This window comes from Nitrosomonas communis (assembly GCF_900114745.1).
Classification (GTDB): Bacteria; Pseudomonadota; Gammaproteobacteria; order Burkholderiales; family Nitrosomonadaceae; genus Nitrosomonas; species Nitrosomonas communis_A.
The window spans coordinates 48271-66310 of record NZ_FOUB01000002.1 but is presented as its reverse complement, the minus strand read 5'-3'; the positions used below and the strand labels follow the sequence as shown (position 1 = coordinate 66310).

Annotated in this window: 10 protein-coding genes; 2 read left to right on the top strand and 8 right to left on the bottom strand. The window is 44.0% G+C overall.

Annotated elements, in window-relative coordinates:
- Nucleotides 1-643 precede the first annotated feature (643 nt).
- Entirely contained in the window at nt 644-2107 is a 1464-nt protein-coding gene (locus tag BM122_RS01240) for a M17 family metallopeptidase (RefSeq protein ID WP_074903102.1), read from the top strand.
- Between the two features lie 247 nt (nt 2108-2354).
- Here the strand turns inward: BM122_RS01240 and BM122_RS01235 are convergent, their stop codons facing one another.
- The 3 genes from BM122_RS01235 to BM122_RS01225 form a co-directional block, all read right to left on the bottom strand.
- On the bottom strand, nt 2355-3566 hold the full coding sequence (locus BM122_RS01235; RefSeq protein ID WP_074902933.1) for a transglycosylase SLT domain-containing protein: 1212 nt from the start codon (nt 3564-3566) through the stop codon (nt 2355-2357).
- 266 nt (nt 3567-3832) lie between these two features.
- Nucleotides 3833-5017 carry a ribonucleotide-diphosphate reductase subunit beta gene (locus tag BM122_RS01230; RefSeq protein ID WP_074902932.1) on the bottom strand — a complete coding sequence of 395 codons (1185 nt, stop codon included), beginning with the start codon at nt 5015-5017 and terminating at the stop codon, nt 3833-3835.
- A gap of 46 nt (nt 5018-5063) precedes the next feature.
- Nucleotides 5064-7925 (bottom strand): ribonucleoside-diphosphate reductase subunit alpha, encoded by a 2862-nt coding sequence (locus BM122_RS01225; RefSeq protein WP_083398269.1) that lies wholly within the window; start codon nt 7923-7925, stop codon nt 5064-5066.
- 488 nt (nt 7926-8413) lie between these two features.
- Here BM122_RS01225 and BM122_RS01220 point away from each other — a divergent pair, with 488 nt between their 5' ends.
- On the top strand, nt 8414-11848 hold the full coding sequence (locus BM122_RS01220) for an acyl-[ACP]--phospholipid O-acyltransferase (protein WP_083398268.1): 3435 nt from the start codon (nt 8414-8416) through the stop codon (nt 11846-11848).
- Between the two features lie 219 nt (nt 11849-12067).
- Here the strand turns inward: BM122_RS01220 and der are convergent, their stop codons facing one another.
- The 5 genes from der to ispG form a co-directional block, all read right to left on the bottom strand.
- Entirely contained in the window at nt 12068-13474 is a 1407-nt protein-coding gene (gene der / locus BM122_RS01215) for a ribosome biogenesis GTPase Der (protein WP_074902929.1), read from the bottom strand.
- Between the two features lie 112 nt (nt 13475-13586).
- Entirely contained in the window at nt 13587-14807 is a 1221-nt protein-coding gene (gene bamB, locus BM122_RS01210; protein WP_256211820.1) for an outer membrane protein assembly factor BamB, read from the bottom strand.
- 31 nt (nt 14808-14838) lie between these two features.
- Nucleotides 14839-15486, bottom strand: coding sequence for a tetratricopeptide repeat protein (locus BM122_RS01205; RefSeq protein WP_074902924.1), 648 nt, complete (start codon nt 15484-15486; stop codon nt 14839-14841).
- A 29-nt stretch (nt 15487-15515) separates the two neighbouring features.
- Complete coding sequence (hisS, locus tag BM122_RS01200) at nt 15516-16772, bottom strand: histidine--tRNA ligase (RefSeq protein WP_074902922.1); 1257 nt, start codon at nt 16770-16772, stop codon at nt 15516-15518.
- A complete protein-coding gene (gene ispG / locus BM122_RS01195) occupies nt 16765-18009 on the bottom strand; it encodes a flavodoxin-dependent (E)-4-hydroxy-3-methylbut-2-enyl-diphosphate synthase (protein WP_074903097.1) in 1245 nt (414 codons plus the stop codon). Before ispG ends, hisS begins: the two co-directional genes overlap by 8 nt.
- Nucleotides 18010-18040 lie beyond the last annotated feature (31 nt).

The following is an 18040-nucleotide window of genomic DNA, read 5'->3' as shown; positions in this document are numbered from 1 at the left end:
CTAAAAATAAGCCAAAGTCTGATAGGGGTTATCCAAGTCAGATGAATAGCGGGCTTATAACCTAATTTATAACTATCGGTGCCAAGATAGATTAAATAAAACAAAATAATCAAGTGTTTATTATTGCAATTGACCTCCTCTTTATCGCATAATGCCTTCGTAGGTGTTGTAAATTTTGCATGTAATAAAATTACTAACAATTTATACTCCTATAAATAATGGCCTAACTCTTTATTAAGCCTAGTCGTATCAAATTAGGGAAGGCTGTTTTCTGCCGCCAAGCACTGCAGCCTTTCCTTTTCAATCTTGATGTTAATCAAGATATTAACTCCATAAGCAATACGCATATGGAATATTTTTGGTTTTTAAGTTTAAAGCTATCACGTCATATTTAATTTATTCCAGTAGGTCCTCCTGCATTTCTAAAGTTATGCTTACATTTATCAGATCATCATTATGATATTGATTATGCAATTATTTCAGTAGCTAATTTAATTAGCCAAAAATTTTATCCGATCTATTTTTTTCACGTTTTTATTTATTTAATCAGCAAAATTAGCAAATAACCCTGTAATAAAAAACCATGCTAGATATCGCTAGGATAGCAGATATAATAGCGCAAACTATATTGGCAGGAATTCTGATGCTCGCAACACTTTTACAAAATAACTTACCGATTGATGAATCTGTTAAAGCCACGCATATTCTGGTGCTCCTTCCCAAGCTGGAAAAACTGCCCAGCAAAATGAGTCTGCCTGGCGAATATGCACTCAAGGCATTACTGCTTCGGCGCGAGATGCAGTTAGGTCAAATTAGCGAAATACCTGTCTGTGCCAATTTGCAAAATGGGGCGCTCTGCACCTGGGTGATGGTGGATTTTAATAAATCTGTTTTTGAACAGCACACCGTGATTCGCAAAGCTCTGCAATTGCTATTGGAAGAGGGGCCCACTCAGATTCATCTATCGGTTCATGGCAATGCGCATCAAAAACAGCTCTTGGCAAAATTAGCAGTCTATGTCACTTGGATTAATGGTGCCGTTTTACCGGTGCGCAAACTTAGGGCTGAGAGAAAACCGCTCGAGTCGATCATTTTGCATGGACACGAAGACCCTGACCATTTTTTACTGTTACACGCTCAGGCTGAAGGGAACTTGCTCGCACGCGGATTGACTGGATTGCCGCCAAATGAGCTAACGCCTAAAACCTTTCGCGAGCAAATCGAAAAGCTTGCGCATAATGAAAATTGGAAATATGAAGAATATGACCTCGCCACTCTACGCAAGCTGGGTGCAGGCGCTTTTGTTGCGGTAGCCCAGGGAAGTGACACCGAAGATGCTGCCATCGTGCATTTACAACGAAGCAATGGAAAAAAATCAGGCAATACCGTCGCGCTGGTCGGGAAAGGCATTTGCTACGATACCGGTGGGCATAATCTGAAACCCGCACGTTTCATGCATGGCATGCATGAGGATATGAACGGATCGGCGGTTGCACTCGGCGTGTTACTGGCAGCAACGCGAGCTGATTTACCCATCAATATCGATTGTTGGCTGGCAATTGCACAAAATCATATTAGTCCACGTGCTTATAAGCAAAATGACGTCATTACAGCGTTAAATGGTACCACAATAGAAATTATCCATACTGACGCGGAAGGCCGCTTGGTGCTTGCTGATACTTTGACTTTGGCAGAAAAACAAAAACCTGATTTGATTATTGATTTTGCAACCTTAACGGGTAGCCTTTATACTGCGTTGGGGTCACGTTATAGTGGCATCCTTAGTAATCGCGAACATCTGATTCAGAAAGCGCTTGCTGTTGGAAAATCAAGTGGTGAACGCGTTTGCGCTTTTCCTATGGATGCTGATTACGAAGCTGATCTGGAAAGCAAAATCGCTGATATCAAACAATGCACGCTGGAAAGCGATTATGACCATATCCTGGCAGCCCGCTTCCTCAGTCGATTTATCAACGATGTACCCTGGCTCCACATAGATCTTTCCGCTTATAATCACAAAGGCGGCCTGGGCGCTGTTGGAACCGATATCACTGGCTTTGGCGTTGCTTGGTCGATCGCCTTTCTGCAAAAATTTCTTACCAATTAATGGGAGCTCATTCTTCTAAGAATTTCCATTTAAATGCATCTTATTGGGATGATTCATCCCAAGATGAGTTCCTGATCGATAAAAAGGCGTTTGCTATTTGCCCTTCCACCACGCCTGCCCGTCAGTATCGTATCATGGCTCACTTTTCTTGACTGGCTACCTAATTCCATTTCCAAATCAACACTAAGTTTATCGACTCCACCTTGCCGTAATGCTTTTTGATTTGGAAATAGAATAAGTAATCTGATTAATTCAATGGTGAGAAGGTATTATGCTTATTACCATTCTCGTTATTTTGTACCAGATAATTTTTTTCTTCACTTCTCTTTTTGCTGCGAGGAACTAATAAAATTTGCCCTTTCCTCACAATGCCATTTTCAGCAATTCCATTGATCTCTGCAAGTTCAGCCACATCAATGACGTACCGATTAGATAAATCCGCCATTTTTTCCGCTTCCTTAACCCGATAAATTCGCCATGAAACGAGCGATTTATCGTAATTTTCTAGATTATTCACAAAAGTTTTCGCCTTATTCACTGGCAATAAAAGCTTACGAGGCGAATCGTCAATTTTGATAATGGGTCGATGGTATGCGGGATTAAGTGCAGTAAATTCATTTTCCGTTACATCCGCCAGCTCGGCTACCAACTTCACATCGATTTGTTGATTAAATTCAACTTGTTCGAAATAGGGTCGATTAGGAAGCGGTTTTAGCTTGATACCAAAACTTTCTGGATTAGCAATAATATTCTTTACAGCCAATATTTTAGCAACATGGTTTTTGGTTTCAGTGGGTAACTGAAGATCACGAAAATTAATGTGTTCCTTTTCTTTATAATTTTCATCAATATATCTTTTCAGCATGCCCTCTCCACAATTATATGCGGCTAAAGTCAATTTCCAGTCACCAAACATTTTATAAAGCCTCTGCAGATAGTCCAAGGCAGCGCGTGTAGCGGCCACGACATCGCGTCGTTCATCATGCCACCAGTTTTGTTCAAGACCGAATGCTTTTCCAGTAGAAGGAATAATCTGCCAAAGGCCCGAAGCATGCTTAGGAGAGTAGGCTAATGGATCAAAAGCGCTTTCGATTATAGGAATCAGTGCAACTTCCATTGGCATGCCTCGCCGCTCCACTTCTTCCACAATATGGAATAGATAGCGCCTGCTTCGCTCAACGATTTGATCGATATACTTTTGGTGGCGGGCAAAACGATTCTCGTTATGGCGTACTTCCTGGCTTGGCATAGTTGCAAGGGAAAATCCATTGCGGATGCGTGCCCATAAATCATTTGAACGTTTATTTGAAGTAGCTAAAGTCTTCTTTATTGCCGAGGTATAGCCTTTTTTATTATTTTCTAAAGTTTCCTGTGCTTGTGTCGTAGATGGTAAGAAAGCCAGTGCTGTACTGACTATAAGTATAAGTATGAGATTTGGTAATATTTTTTTTCTTAGCATGAGTGTCGTGCATCCTTAATTTTCAAAATAATCAATATCTCTGAAAATTCAGATTCGATCATGCCTACATCACACGGAGCCTTATTCTCTGAGATTTCTTTCGAATAACTCAGAGTTGTTTGTGCTTTGCAGACAAGTGGCTACATCATTGCTTTTTGCGCTTACTCCTAAATTATTAATCCTAAATGGTTAATGAATCTATAACTTATAGAGCTTTAACTTCCAAAAACGCTATCCAGCAAATTTACTTTTATTTGCTGTCAACGCTAATCCCAGCTCAATACACCACCAGTTTGATATTCAATGACGCGTGTCTCAAAAAAATTCTTTTCTTTCTTTAGATCAACCATTTCTGACATCCATGGAAATGGATTGCTCGCGTCTGAAAAAAGAGTATCGAGGCCAATTTGCTGGCATCGACGGTTTGCTATGAAACGCAAATATTCTTTGAACATGGATGCATTGAGTCCCAGTACACCACGGGGCATCGTGTCTTCTGCATAGCGGTATTCAAGCTCTACTGCCCTCCGCATCAAAGTACTGATTTCTTCGCGGAACGCTTTCGTCCAGAGATGAGGATTTTCCAGCTTGATCTGATTGATGACATCAATGCCAAAATTGCAATGCATGGATTCATCACGCAAAATATACTGATATTGTTCAGCAGCACCTGTCATTTTATTCTGCCTGCCCAGTGCCAGAATTTGTGTGAATCCGACATAGAAAAACAGCCCTTCCATGATGCAGGCAAATACAATCAGGCTCTTCAGCAACTGCTGATCAGTTTCTGATGTGCCTGTTTTAAATTTTGGATCCGTCAATGTATCAATGAAAGGAATCAAAAATTCATCTTTATCGCGAATTGACCCAATTTCATGATACGCATTAAAAACTTCACCTTCATCCAGGCCGAGTGATTCAACGATATATTGGTAGGCATGGGTATGAATGGCTTCCTCAAAAGCCTGCCGCAAAAGATATTGACGACATTCAGGGTTAGTAATATGACGATAAGTACCCAGCACAATATTATTAGCTGCCAATGAATCAGCTGTCACAAAAAAACCAAGGTTACGCTTGACGACACGACGCTCATCTTCAGTCAATCCATTAGGATCTTTCCAGAGTGCGATATCACGGCTCATATTGATTTCCTGCGGCATCCAGTGATTGGCGCAAGCTGACAGATATTTTTCCCATGCCCATTTATACTTGAACGGAACCAGCTGATTGACATCGGCCTTGCAATTGATAATGCGTTTATCTTCTACCGAGATGCGGCCATTTTTTGTTACATTTTGGTTCGGTATCTCATTCGGTGTCTCAAGGTGATGTTCTGTCGCTGGATTGCTTGCAGCAGGAGAATACAAAACGGAATCGGATATTCCACTTAACAGACCTTTTTTGGGAATACTTTCTGGTTGCAGTGGCTCATCATCAAATGTCAACATTATCTTTTCTCCTTATCTTTATATAGTCGCATCCCTGCATTCATTATCATTGGCACGATTCACATTCAGGATCATCAATTGCACAATATTTGATTTCTGCTGTCATCTGTTGAGCGCTTGCTGCCGCCATGCCACCGCTGGTTGGCACGGCATTGAGTGTTCCGGTATGCACCGTAGATTTTTCTGCGGTCGTAGCACCTAATGAACGTAAATAATAGGTGGTCTTGAGCCCCCGCAGCCAGGCAAGCTTATAAATCTCATCGAGCTTCTTACCAGAAGCCGCCCCCATATAGATATTGAGCGATTGTGCCTGATCGATCCATTTCTGCCGCCTGGCAGCCGCCTCCACTAACCAGCGGGGATCCATTTCGAAAGCAGTTGCATACATATTGCGTATGGTGGTAGGTATCCGGTCTATTTTGCCGACAGCACCATCATAATACTTGAGATCAGCAATCATCACTTCATCCCAGAAACCACGTTGCTTCAGATCATTGACCAGCCATTTATTGGCGATCGTAAACTCACCAGACAAATTGGATTTAACGTATAGATTCTGATAGGTAGGCTCAATACTCGCTGAAACACCGACGATATTGGAAATCGTCGCAGTCGGTGCAATCGCCAGGCAATTCGAGTTTCTCATACCATGCTTCTTGATACGCGCCCGCAGCTTATCCCATGGCAGAGTGGTTGAAGTATTTACCTCAACATAATTTCCACGCTCTTCGCGTAATAACTCAAGAGAATCCTGTGGCAGAATGCCACGATCCCACAAACTGCCACGATAGGAGGCATAACAACCGCGCTCTTCCGCTAATTCGGTGGAAGACCAATAAGCATTATAAGCGATAGCCTCCATTGATCGGTCTGCAAATTCTACCGCTTCTTCAGAAGAATAAGGAATGCCAAGCTTATACAAACAATCCTGGAATCCCATGACGCCAAGTCCAACCGGACGATGTCTCAAATTGGCATTACGTGCTTTGGCAACCGCATAGAAATTGATATCGATCACATTATCAAGCATACGCATTGCTGTACTAATCGTCCGCTTGAGTTTATCCATATCAAGCTTGTCATCGTTAATATGCCCTAGTAAATTGATCGACCCCAGATTGCAAACAGCAATCTCCTGATCGTTGGTATTCAACGTAATTTCAGTACAAAGATTAGAACTATGCACCACACCGACATGATTTTGAGGGGAGCGTATGTTGCATGGATCCTTAAAGGTAATCCACGGATGCCCTGTCTCGAACAACATAGTCAGCATTTTTCGCCATATTTGCTGAGCAGGGATCTTTCTATGCAAGGTAATTTCACCCTCGATTGCTTTTTTTTCGTAAGCAAGATAGGCCTGCTCAAATACTTTGCCATACTTGTCATGGAGATCCGATACGTCCGAAGGGGAAAACAGTGTCCAATCCCCCCCTTCCATCACCCTTTTCATGAACAAATCAGGCACCCAGATAGCGGTATTCATATCATGCGTACGACGACGATCATCACCGGTGTTTTTGCGTAGCTCTAAAAACTCCTCGATATCAAGGTGCCAGCATTCCAAATAGGCACATACTGCTCCTTTACGTTTGCCGCCCTGATTGACCGCTACCGCGGTATCAGAGACTACTTTAAGAAAAGGAACCACACCTTGTGATTTGCCATTGGTTCCCTTGATGCGCGATCCCATCGCCCGCACTGGCGTCCAGTCATTACCCAGCCCACCCGCAAACTTTGAAAGCAGGGCGTTTTCCTTAATGGCTTCATAAATACTATCCAGACTATCGGGCACGGTAGTCAAGTAACATGAAGAGAGCTGCGGACGACACGTACCTGAATTGAACAACGTCGGCGTCGAACTCATGAAATCAAATTTTGATAACACATGATAGAACTCGATGGCCCGTACCTCACGATCGATTTCATTAAGCGCAAGCCCCATGGCTACCCGCATGAAAAAAGCCTGTGGCAGCTCGATACGTTTTTCATTGATATGCAAAAAATAGCGATCATACAGCGTCTGTAAACCCAGATAACCAAACTGCATGTCACGATCTGCATCCAGTACTTCTGTCAGACGCGTCAAATCGAATTGCGCCAATCGCTCATCCAGCAATCCTGCCTCGATGCCTCGCTTGATAAAGCCTGGAAAATATTCTACATAACGAGACTTCATCTCTTTCTGCATAACATCTTCTCCTAGCACCTCAAAACGGATCGTATGTAATAACAGCCTGGCTGTAACGTAACTATATGCAGGATCTTTTTCTATCAAGGAACGTGCCGACAAAATAAGCGATTTTCTGACTTCTTCCGCGGGCACGCCATCATATAAATCTCTTAGCGTGGATTTATAGATCAATCTGCTATCTACTGCCTCACCAAGATCCGCGCAAGCGGCTTCTATCAGCGCTGTCAGTCGCGCAATATCGAGAGGTATTCTGCGATCATTTTCCAATACATGCAAAACAGGACTCTGCTTCTCGGCAGCCAATTTTTCTTGTTGCTTGGCCCGTTCACGCGCCCGCTCCTCACGGTACAGCACATAAGAGCGCGCCACATCGTGCTCGCCTGAGCGCATCAACGCCAGCTCAACTTGATCCTGAATATCCTCGATATGAAATGTGCCACCTTCAGGCTGACGCCGCGTCAACGCTCCCACTACATCTTGAGTCAACCGCGCCACCACCTCACGCACCCGTGCAGACGCAGCCCCTTGCCCCCCCTCGACTGCGATAAAGGCTTTGGTCATGGCAACAGAAATCTTGCTGGGCTCAAAAGCAACTACCGCGCCGTTACGGCGTATCACTTTGTATTGCGCGTATGGCACCCCCACCGCCGAAGAAATCTCGGAGAAATCTTTTTGCAGTGCTGGGCTTAAATTTTCACTGTCGGCTGTAAGCATAAGTATAGTAAGGGCAACTAAGTTGCCCTTACTATACTACTATACTACCTATGGTAGCAAGCGATAGATTATGGCAGACCTATTGTACTAGGTCTTTAAAACCCTCAACTTTTTGAGTAAATGGAACAGTCTGATTAATTAACAGATTGATAAAAAATAAAAATTGAAAAGTTTGAAATAGAGATAAAAAAGTCGAAACAGAAAATAGCCCTCTATCAAAGTAGGTCGATACAGGCGACTTTTTAACTCAAAATCGCTTTTAGGTTTAATTCCATTTCCAAAGCAAAACTGCTTTATCGGCTTCACCTTGCCGTATTATTTATACTGTCTGCGGCTCGCCTTCGCGTCATTTTTGCTTTGGAAATGGAATAAGTCAAAAACGGATGTTTTATCCATAAGCACGCTTACTTTTTCCCGATTTTCAAGACAGATAATGTTATGAGAAACTACGATAGATTGATCTCCCTCATTATTACAGGCCCATTTCTATGCATCAGAACCAATGGCATTTGCTGACCACTAAACGCTTTTTGCCCCTTTTTCTCACCCAGTTCCTGGGATCATTGAATGAGCATGTTTGCAGAAATATATGGGTCATTTTAATCACTTATGCAGTGATGGAGAGTACTGGCTTTAGCCCGCAAATCATGGTAGCGGTTGCGACCGGCCTCTTCATTCTGCCTTTTTTTCTTTTTTCTGCTATTGCTGGTCAGGTTGCAGACAAATGGGACAAAGCAAAACTCATCAGAATTATAAAATTCATAGAAATCGTCCTGATAAGTAGTGCAGCAGGCAGCTTCTTCTTAGGCAACGTCACCTTGATGTTGAGCATTCTTTTCTTAATGGGAACCCTCTCAGCATTTTTTGCACCGCTCAAATATAGCATTCTGCCAGATCACCTCCAGGATAATGAGTTGATTGGCGGGAATGCTTTCATTGAAACGAGTACGTTTTTATCTCTATCATTTGGCACCCTCGCAGGAAGTTGGCTCTTTCTGGCTGAGAACGGCATTACCCTGCTATCAGCCTTGATGATCATCAGTGCGCTCGCTGGTTGGTTATTCAGCCTATTTATCCCATCAACCTATCCTGCATCACCTCAAATTAAAATTGGCTACCATTTATTGAACGAAACTCGCGCCATTTTTCAGCATATACGTCAGAATACCATTGTATTCCACTCCATACTGGGTATCTCATGGTTTTGGCTGTTTGGGGCAGCCTTTTTATTTCAGCTCCCCCTTTTTGCGAAAGAGGTCATGGGTGGCAATGAACAAGTTACCCTTTTGTTATTAATATTTTTTTCCATTGGCATCGGCCTTGGTTCACTGCTTTGCAATAAGCTACTAAAAAGCGAAATTGCAGCGACTTTTACTCCGCTGGGAGTTCTAGGCATGACTATTTTTACCGTGGACCTGGTTTTTACCAGCGGAAGCATGCTGCCAGCAAAAGATGAGTCGATCGGCGCAATGGCCTTTCTGACTTCATTCGCGCATTGGCATATCTTGCTGGATCTGCTGGCTATCGCGATTTGTGGCGGCATCTATGTGGTTCCGCTTTATGCTCTCGTTCAGCGCTACTCAGAAATATCTCATCGCTCACGTGTCATTGCTGGCAATCACATCATCAATGCATTATTTCTGGTGGCATCCGCCATAACGATCAGTTTGGTATTGGTCAGCGATTTCACTGTAACAGAAGTTTTTCTTACCATCGCGATTCTAAATGCTCTTGTGATGATCTACCTTTCCAGTTTATTGCCACAGGCTTTAATCAGATCCATTCTAAAGTGGTTTTTTCATACGAGCTATCGCCTGGAAGTTAAAGGGCTGGAGAACTATGCAAAAGCGGGAAATAAAATGATCATTATGGCTAATCATCTCTCATTTTTGGATGCCCTTCTGCTAAGCACTAGCTTGCCCGACCCACTATGTTTTGCCATCAATCCACGCACAGTACGGCGCTGGTGGCTCAGGCCATTTTTATTTCTGGCTGACACTATCCCGGTCGATCCTGCTGATCCGAAATCGACTCAATTATTGATGGATAAAGTAAGCAGTGGTCAGAGAGTGGTCATTTTTCCCGAGGGTAGACTAACGCTAGCTGGGTTACTCATGAAAGTATATGAAGACCCGGTCATCATTGCCGGCAAATCAGGTGCCCTGCTACTCCCAATTAGTATTTCAGGTGCACAATACACCCCATTCTCTCGGCTGAAGGGCAAAATCCGGATTCGGTGGTTTCCCAAAATCACTCTTACCTGTATGCGACCAGAATCATTTGATCTTCCACCGCAAATCCAGGGAAAACAACGAACATATATTGCTACGATCAAGCTCTACGACATTATGACAAGCATGATGTTTCATAGCAATGAGCTCAAGCAAACGTTATTTCAGTCCCTTTTGGATGCCTCCACCATTCATGGCAAAAAACATATCATTGCTGAAGATATTGAACGCAAGCCAATAAATTATGCTCAATTGATTATCGGCAGTTTTGTTATGGGAAACGATCTGCGCAAGCTTACCCGGGCAGGAGAAAATGTAGGGATGTTATTGCCTAATATGACGAGCACATTGATCAGTTTTTTTGCTTTACAAGCTTTTGGTCGCATCCCTGCCATGTTAAATTTCTCTGCCAGCAAAATGGATGTGATGGAGGCGTGTCAATTAGCACAAATCAAATTAGTCATTACTTCCAGGCAATTCATTGAAGTGTCAAAATTTACTGACATGATCGATAGCTTACAAGCGCAACATATTACAATACTTTATTTGGAGGATATGCGCAAACGCCTTCACTGGTGGAACAAGTTGACGGGATGGTTAGCCGGATGGATTCCGCGGCTTGCTTATCACTTTACTCACCCTGCACACGATGCCGGTACAGCTGCGGTAATACTATTTACTTCTGGCTCTGAAGGTGCGCCTAAAGGCGTAGTGCTCAGCCACATCAATTTACAAGCCAACCGATTTCAAGTGTCATCCGTTATTGATTTTGGCTCAACGGATAGTGTATTCAATGTCTTGCCGATCTTTCATTCCTTCGGTCTGACAGGTGGTATATTGTTACCTGTTTTATCTGGACTAAAAACATTTTTTTATCCCTCTCCGCTGCATTATCGGGCTATTCCTGAACTGGTGTACGATACGAATGCAACACTTTTATTTGGCACCGATACCTTCCTGGCTGGTTATGCACATTATGCCCATCCTTATCATTTTTGCAGCCTGCGATATGTATTCGCAGGCGCAGAAAAATTAAGGAAAAGCACGCGCAAAACATGGTTAGAAAATTTTGGTATCCGCATTCTCGAAGGATATGGTGCAACTGAAACAGCACCCATCTTGAGTATCAATACCTCGATGTACAATCGACCAGGATCAGTAGGTCGGTTGGTCCCAGGCATTCACTATCAATTGGAAAAAATTCCTGGTATTGAAAATGGCAGTAAATTACTGGTCTCCGGCCCTAATATCATGAAAGGCTATTACCTGATTGATTCACCTGGACAGGTTATGCCACCTGTTAACGGTTGGTATGACACAGGCGACATCATCGAAATGGATGAGGAAGGCTATCTCTTTATTAAAGGTCGTGCTAAGCGCTTTGCCAAAATTGGCGGTGAAATGGTTTCCTTGACTGCAGTAGAAGAATACGTCAATAAACTGTGGCCTGCTTATACCCATGCCGTCGTGCAGACTCCCGATACTAAAAAAGGGGAACAGCTGGTTCTCATTACCACTCATCCTTCTGCCCATCGAAATGAGCTGCTTAGCTATGCTCAACAACAAGGCATTGGAGAGCTGAATATTCCCAAAACCATTTTAATTATTGATGAAATACCTCTCCTAGGCACTGGAAAAACAGATTATGCCACATTGCGCGATTGGGCTCTAAAACAAATGGCTGGCCTTTGATTTCAGGGCTCCTCTAAAAATTCTTGTTCTAAACAAGACAAGGCGAGAACAAAAAATGTTGACGCAGCCTATAACTGATAGGTAAGGAAATATTTTTTGTGAACAACGAAGTATTGTGACGAAACAGGGTAAGCAGGCAATCCGCTAAGCAGATGCTTGCAAATATGAATTTTTAGAGGTACCCTTCATACATTCTGATCTTTCTACTATAAATGAATCTCATCGGCCATATTTTTTCCTATTGCGCCGCCGCCGGTTATGTGCTCGCCTGGCTTCTTCTTCAGTCAATGGCGCAGGTTTTTTATTCGCATAAGGATTGTAGCCCGTCCTAAATTCTACTCGTAATGGGGTACCTTCCAGTCGGAAAGTTTCACGAAATGTATTTTCTAGGTAACGGCGATAAGTTTCTGGCACATGGTCCAGCATACTGCCATGGATAATAATCAAGGGAGGATTCGATCCACCCTGATGAGCATAGCGCAATTTGGGACGAGACATTCCTCCCCGTGGAGGCGATTGTTTTGCTACAGCTGCCTGCAAAGCGCGTGTCAATTTAGGTGTAGGCAGATCAGCCATTGCAGCGGCATATGCGGCATTAATCGACGGAAACAGTCCTCTTATGCCATTTCCATGTAATGCAGAGATATAGTGATATTTAGCATAATTAAGAAACGCAAATCTTCTTGCAACTTCTTGCTTGATCGCTTCTCGTTGATAATCATCTAGACCATCCCACTTGTTAATAGCGATGACCAATGCTCTTCCCGTTTCCAGGATAAATCCAGCAATATGCGTGTCCTGATCAGAAATATCATTTCTTGCATCAAGAACCAGAACCACCACATTTGCATCCTCAATTGCTTGCAGCGTTTTGATGACTGAAAATTTCTCAATCGTCTCGAATACTTTGCCACGACGACGCAAGCCTGCTGTATCGATTAAAGTATAATGGCGCTGATGATACTCAAAATCAATATAGATACTGTCCCGCGTCGTACCTGGTTGATCAAAGGCAATGACACGCTCTTCACCCAGCAATGTATTGATCAATGTGGATTTGCCAACGTTGGGTCGTCCGACAATAGCAATTTTGGGATATTTTTCCGTTCTCTCTTCAATTTCCTTTTGCTGAGGAAGAAAGCCAGCCAAAGCCAACTCAATGAGCTCACCCACATGATCGCCATGAATTGCTGAAATCGCACAAGGCTCTCCCAAACCCAGCTCATAAAATTCCGAAGTGGCAATAGCTGTTCGCATGCCTTCAGTTTTATTTACGACTAGCAGGATTTTGCGGCCAGTTTGCCGCAAATGCTCCGCAATAATTCTATCATGCGGCGTCAATCCTTGCCGCCCATCAACCACAAATAAAACGATATCTGCCTCATCCACTGCCTGGAGTGTCTGCCGGGCCATCGCATGTAAAACACCCGATTTCACCACAGGTTCGAAACCGCCCGTATCGACGACAATATAAGGCTTATCGCCTATTTTGCCATGACCATAATGCCGATCACGCGTCAACCCCGGAATGTCTGCCACGATAGCATCCCGACTTCGTGTGAGACGATTAAAGAGTGTTGATTTACCGACATTGGGACGCCCAACCAGCACAAGCGTAGGTTTCATGATTGCAGGAAATGAGAATGACTAAAAAGGTGCATGCTTTCCCCTTGTGTGGAGAAGAAAGCATTTCTGAAATTTATCGTGAAAAGTATAAAAGTTGTATTATGAGCAGCCGTTACTGCACAGCAAAAGCATAAATCCCGCCGTTTGAAGTTTGCACGACAAAGCCATCAGAAATATATTCCGGACGGCTCACAATCGCGCCGCCATCCGTAGCAGCTCGTGCGACTAAACTGCCGTCATGTCGCCTAAGTAAAGAGACATTACCTTCAGCATCGCCCAATGCCAAAAGCTCACCTCGAACAAGCAAAGGTGCAGATAATTTACGGCTACCTAGTTTAGCCTGCTTCCACATCATGGCGCCACTTCTTTTATCATAGGCTACGATCGCACCACGATCTTCACTGACATAAACATTGTTGCTATCCATGGTAAGGCCTGCATTGCTAGAAGCGTCTCTGGCCCAAATCTGATTACCATCTGTGATTTCAAAGCAGCCGATACGGCCGTGATAAGCCACAGCACAAACTTGCTGATCATCAATAACAGGTAGACCGGCAATATCCGTCATACGTTCCAACTCTGTTACCCCTCGTGGTTGCGAAACAGCCGCCTCCCAGCCAACATTACCATTCAACAAATTCATTGCCACAAGTTTGCCACCAGCTAATCCAGCAAATACAGCACCGCGATAAACTAATGCACCGGCAAAATTTCTCATCGTCAAGGCAGGAGTAGGTCCTTGATAAACCCATTTACGGCTACCATCAACCGCATCTAATCCAAAAATCCTACCATCTGCACTTCGTACCACGACCACATCACTATCGATCTGTGGTTGGCTTAATACTTCACTGGTTACACGCGTTTTCCACCGCTCATGGCCCATTTCATCAAACGCAAGCACTTCGCCATTAAACGTTCCGACCAGAATTGTTCCATGACCAGCCCCCACTCCTCCTGCCAACTTATGCTCAGTCTCTACTTGCCAAATCTCTTTTCCATTAGCAGGATCAAGACGAACCAGATATCCTTTTGCATCAGCCGCGTAGACTGCACCATTCTCATAAATAGGAGAAAAGACCGCTATCTTGGTCTTATTCAGACTGTGCTTCCATAATAGCGGTATCTCAGGCACTGCTTTTAATGCCGTAATTTCTTTCTCATCAACTTTGTTTTCATCTTTATCACTCAGCTGATCAATCAAATTACTGATACCCAGATCACCAATATTACCGATACCCAGATCACCAATACTTGCGCATCCAACCAGTAAAACCATCGCCACAAATAATACGATGTATCGTAAAAAAGAAGTGCCTGCTCTAAGCAACAAAAGATACTCCAAAACGCAAATTGATGAATACTTACTGCTTGCTCTCTCTCAAAGCATCCAACTTCATCTGGACAATGTTCTGATAGGCGCTTCTCCCACCACTCAATTTATCAATTGCTTGTTGATAAGCAACACGTGCTTCAGCTATTTTCCCAGATGCAGCCAGAATATCCCCTTTCAAATCAGCATAAAGCCCCCTAAAAGACTCCCCATGCTGAGCATTCAGCAGACTTAAAGCTTCTTCATATTTTTTCTCATCCAACAAAATGCCGGCCAGGCGCAAGCGTGCAATATCCTTTAGCTCTGGCTCCTTACCCACATCGAGAATCCATTGCAGTTTACTTTTAGCTGCTTGTTTATTACCAGCATCCGCATTTGCCTGTGCAGCAATAAGTGCTGCACGTGATGCGTACCCGCTAGTAGGAAAACTTTCTGTCAACAAATGTGCAGCATCATTAATCTTTGCAGGATCACTACCCTGCTCAACTTGCTGTTGCAAGACAGCAAATAAATCAGCAGCCTGCTGCGCTTGCTGTTTTTGGTAATAGTTCCATGCCTGCGTCCCGACTATCGCGGCAATAAATGCCGTCATCATGATAACTATTGTGTTACCATGCGCCGCCCACCAAGCTTTTAGCCCATCTATTTTTTCCTGCTCTTCCGGATTATAAGCTGCCATTTTTCTTTGTTTATCTAGATAATTAACGATTAAATGCGTTTGAGTAACGGACCCGCTTCTACTAATTCCACCCGCACTTGTTCAGCTGCCTCACGCAATGGTTTGATGCTCACTTCACCCTCTTTTGCTTCATCATCACCAATAATGACCGCAAAACGAGCGCCGCTGATATCCGCTTTTTTCATTTGTGATTTGAAACTGCCACCGCCGCAATGCAAAATAGTAGTTAACCCTTCATTACGAAACCATTCTGCTGCTTTCCAGGCAAAATCCGCTGCGAACTCTCCCTGATGAACAACATAAATATCTGTGGTAGGGCTTGGAATTTCAATTTCGCTCATCAAAGCAAGAATTCGTTCAATTCCCATCGCAAACCCACAGGCAGGTGCCGGTTTACCACCCATTTGCGTGATTAAGCCATCATAACGCCCCCCTGCACATATCGTTCCTTGGGCGCCCAGCTTATCAGTAACCCACTCGAATACGGTACGGTTGTAATAGTCCAATCCCCTCACCAGTTGGGGATTTATCTCAAAAGCAATACCTTGCTCATGTAACACACGTTGCAACGCTTCAAAATGCTGAAGTGAATCCTCATCCAGATCATCCAATAACCTGGGTGCTCCAGCCAGAATTTCGCGCATATGCGGATTTTTACTATCGAGAATGCGTAATGGGTTGCTATGCAAGCGCCTCTGAGCATCTTCATCCAGCTCATCCCGATACTGCTCAAAATACTTAATCAGCCTTGATCGATAAATGGCACGTGATTCAGTACTTCCAAGCGTGCCAATTTCCAGACGCACCCCTGCAATACCCAACTCGCGCCAAAGTCGAGCGCCCATAATAATCAGCTCTGCATCAATATCAGCGTCTGCATAGCCCAATGCTTCCACGCCAACTTGATGAAATTGACGGTAACGCCCTTTTTGGGGGCGTTCATGACGAAACATTGGCCCATAGTAATACAATCTCTGCGGTCCTGCATAAAGCAGATTATGCTCCAGCACTGCCCGCACACAGGAAGCCGTTCCTTCTGGCCGCAATGTCAGGCTGTCTCCGTTCAGATGGTCCACAAACGTGTACATCTCTTTTTCAACAATATCCGTCACTGCCCCGATTGAACGTATGAATAAATCAGTCTGCTCAACGATAGGGGTACGGATATTGCGATAACCATAGCTTGCTAGCCAATCCCGTACGGTATCTTCGAAAAACTCCCAACGATGCGTTTCCTTCGGCAGGATATCATTCATCCCCCTAATAGCCTGAATCAGGTTAGACATGAACTGATTTTCTTTGGTACTTAGTGCGTACATATTCATCAACGATGTGACGAAACTCACCCGCGATGTTATCGCCTTTTAGGGTAACCGTTTTTTGTCCATCGACAAAAACCGGCGCGACTGGATTCTCTCCTGAACCAGGCAAGCTAATCCCTATATTGGCATGCTTACTCTCTCCCGGGCCATTGACTACACATCCCATCACCGCCAGTGTCATGTTTTCTACTCCAATGTATTGCTCACGCCAACTGACCATTTGTTCTCGTACATAAGCCTGGATACTTTCCGCTAATTCCTGAAAATAAGTACTCGTCGTTCGTCCACAGCCCGGGCATGCTGCCACAAGGGGAACAAATGCCCGCAAACCCATGGTCTGAAGAATTTCCTGCGCTACGATCACTTCACGCGTGCGGTCCCCTCCAGGCTCAGGAGTCAGGGATATCCTGATAGTGTCACCTATTCCTTCAAACAGCAGCACTGACAATGCCGCAGTTGAGGCAACAATCCCCTTCGAGCCCATTCCCGCCTCTGTCAACCCCAAGTGCAGCGCATAATCACACTGGGCTGCCAGCTCACGATAGACTGCTATTAAATCTTGTACACCACTTACCTTGCATGACAATATAATGTGATCTCGAGAAAGTCCAAGTTCTTCTGCTTTAGCAGCACTCTCCAACGCAGAAGTAATAAGGGCCTTACGCATCACTTGACCAGCATCCAGCGGCTTAGTCAATTTGGCATTTTCATCCATGATGCGTGCCAGCATTTCTGGATCTAAGCTGCCCCAATTCACGCCAATTCGGACAGGCTTATCATATTTACAAGCTGTCTCTATCAGTGTGGCAAATTGCTCATCACGCTTCCTGCCATGACCTACATTGCCAGGATTGATGCGATACTTGGCTAATGCTTTAGCGCAATCCGGATAAGCGGTCAGTAATTTGTGACCATTAAAATGAAAATCACCTACCAATGGCACATGGCAACCCATATCATCTAATCTTGCACGAATCGCTGGTACGGCTTTGGCTGCTTCCGCTGTATTAACTGTAATCCGTACCAACTCTGAACCAGCGCGCGCCAATTGGGCAACCTGTATGGCAGTAGCCACTTCATCCGCTGTGTCGGTATTCGTCATTGATTGCACAATGACAGGAGCATCACTGCCAATCGTAATAGTACCCACACGTACACCAACACTTCTGCGTCGCGGTGAAGAAATATTGTTTTGAGACATCATTCTATAAAACCTGAAAAAGAACTAAAAA

What these genes read in the sequence shown, in the direction of transcription:
- BM122_RS01230 (WP_074902932.1), bottom strand. Translation starts at nt 5,017, where the DNA reads ATGTTGACATTTGATGATGAGCCACTGCAACCAGAAAGTATTCCCAAA.
- ispG (WP_074903097.1), bottom strand. Translation starts at nt 18,009, where the DNA reads ATGTCTCAAAACAATATTTCTTCACCGCGACGCAGAAGTGTTGGTGTA.
- BM122_RS01205 (WP_074902924.1), bottom strand. Translation starts at nt 15,486, where the DNA reads ATGGCAGCTTATAATCCGGAAGAGCAGGAAAAAATAGATGGGCTAAAA.
- hisS (WP_074902922.1), bottom strand. Translation starts at nt 16,772, where the DNA reads ATGTCTAACCTGATTCAGGCTATTAGGGGGATGAATGATATCCTGCCG.
- BM122_RS01220 (WP_083398268.1), top strand. Translation starts at nt 8,414, where the DNA reads ATGCATCAGAACCAATGGCATTTGCTGACCACTAAACGCTTTTTGCCC.
- BM122_RS01235 (WP_074902933.1), bottom strand. Translation starts at nt 3,566, where the DNA reads ATGCTAAGAAAAAAAATATTACCAAATCTCATACTTATACTTATAGTC.
- BM122_RS01225 (WP_083398269.1), bottom strand. Translation starts at nt 7,925, where the DNA reads ATGCTTACAGCCGACAGTGAAAATTTAAGCCCAGCACTGCAAAAAGAT.
- der (WP_074902929.1), bottom strand. Translation starts at nt 13,474, where the DNA reads ATGAAACCTACGCTTGTGCTGGTTGGGCGTCCCAATGTCGGTAAATCA.
- BM122_RS01240 (WP_074903102.1), top strand. Translation starts at nt 644, where the DNA reads ATGCTCGCAACACTTTTACAAAATAACTTACCGATTGATGAATCTGTT.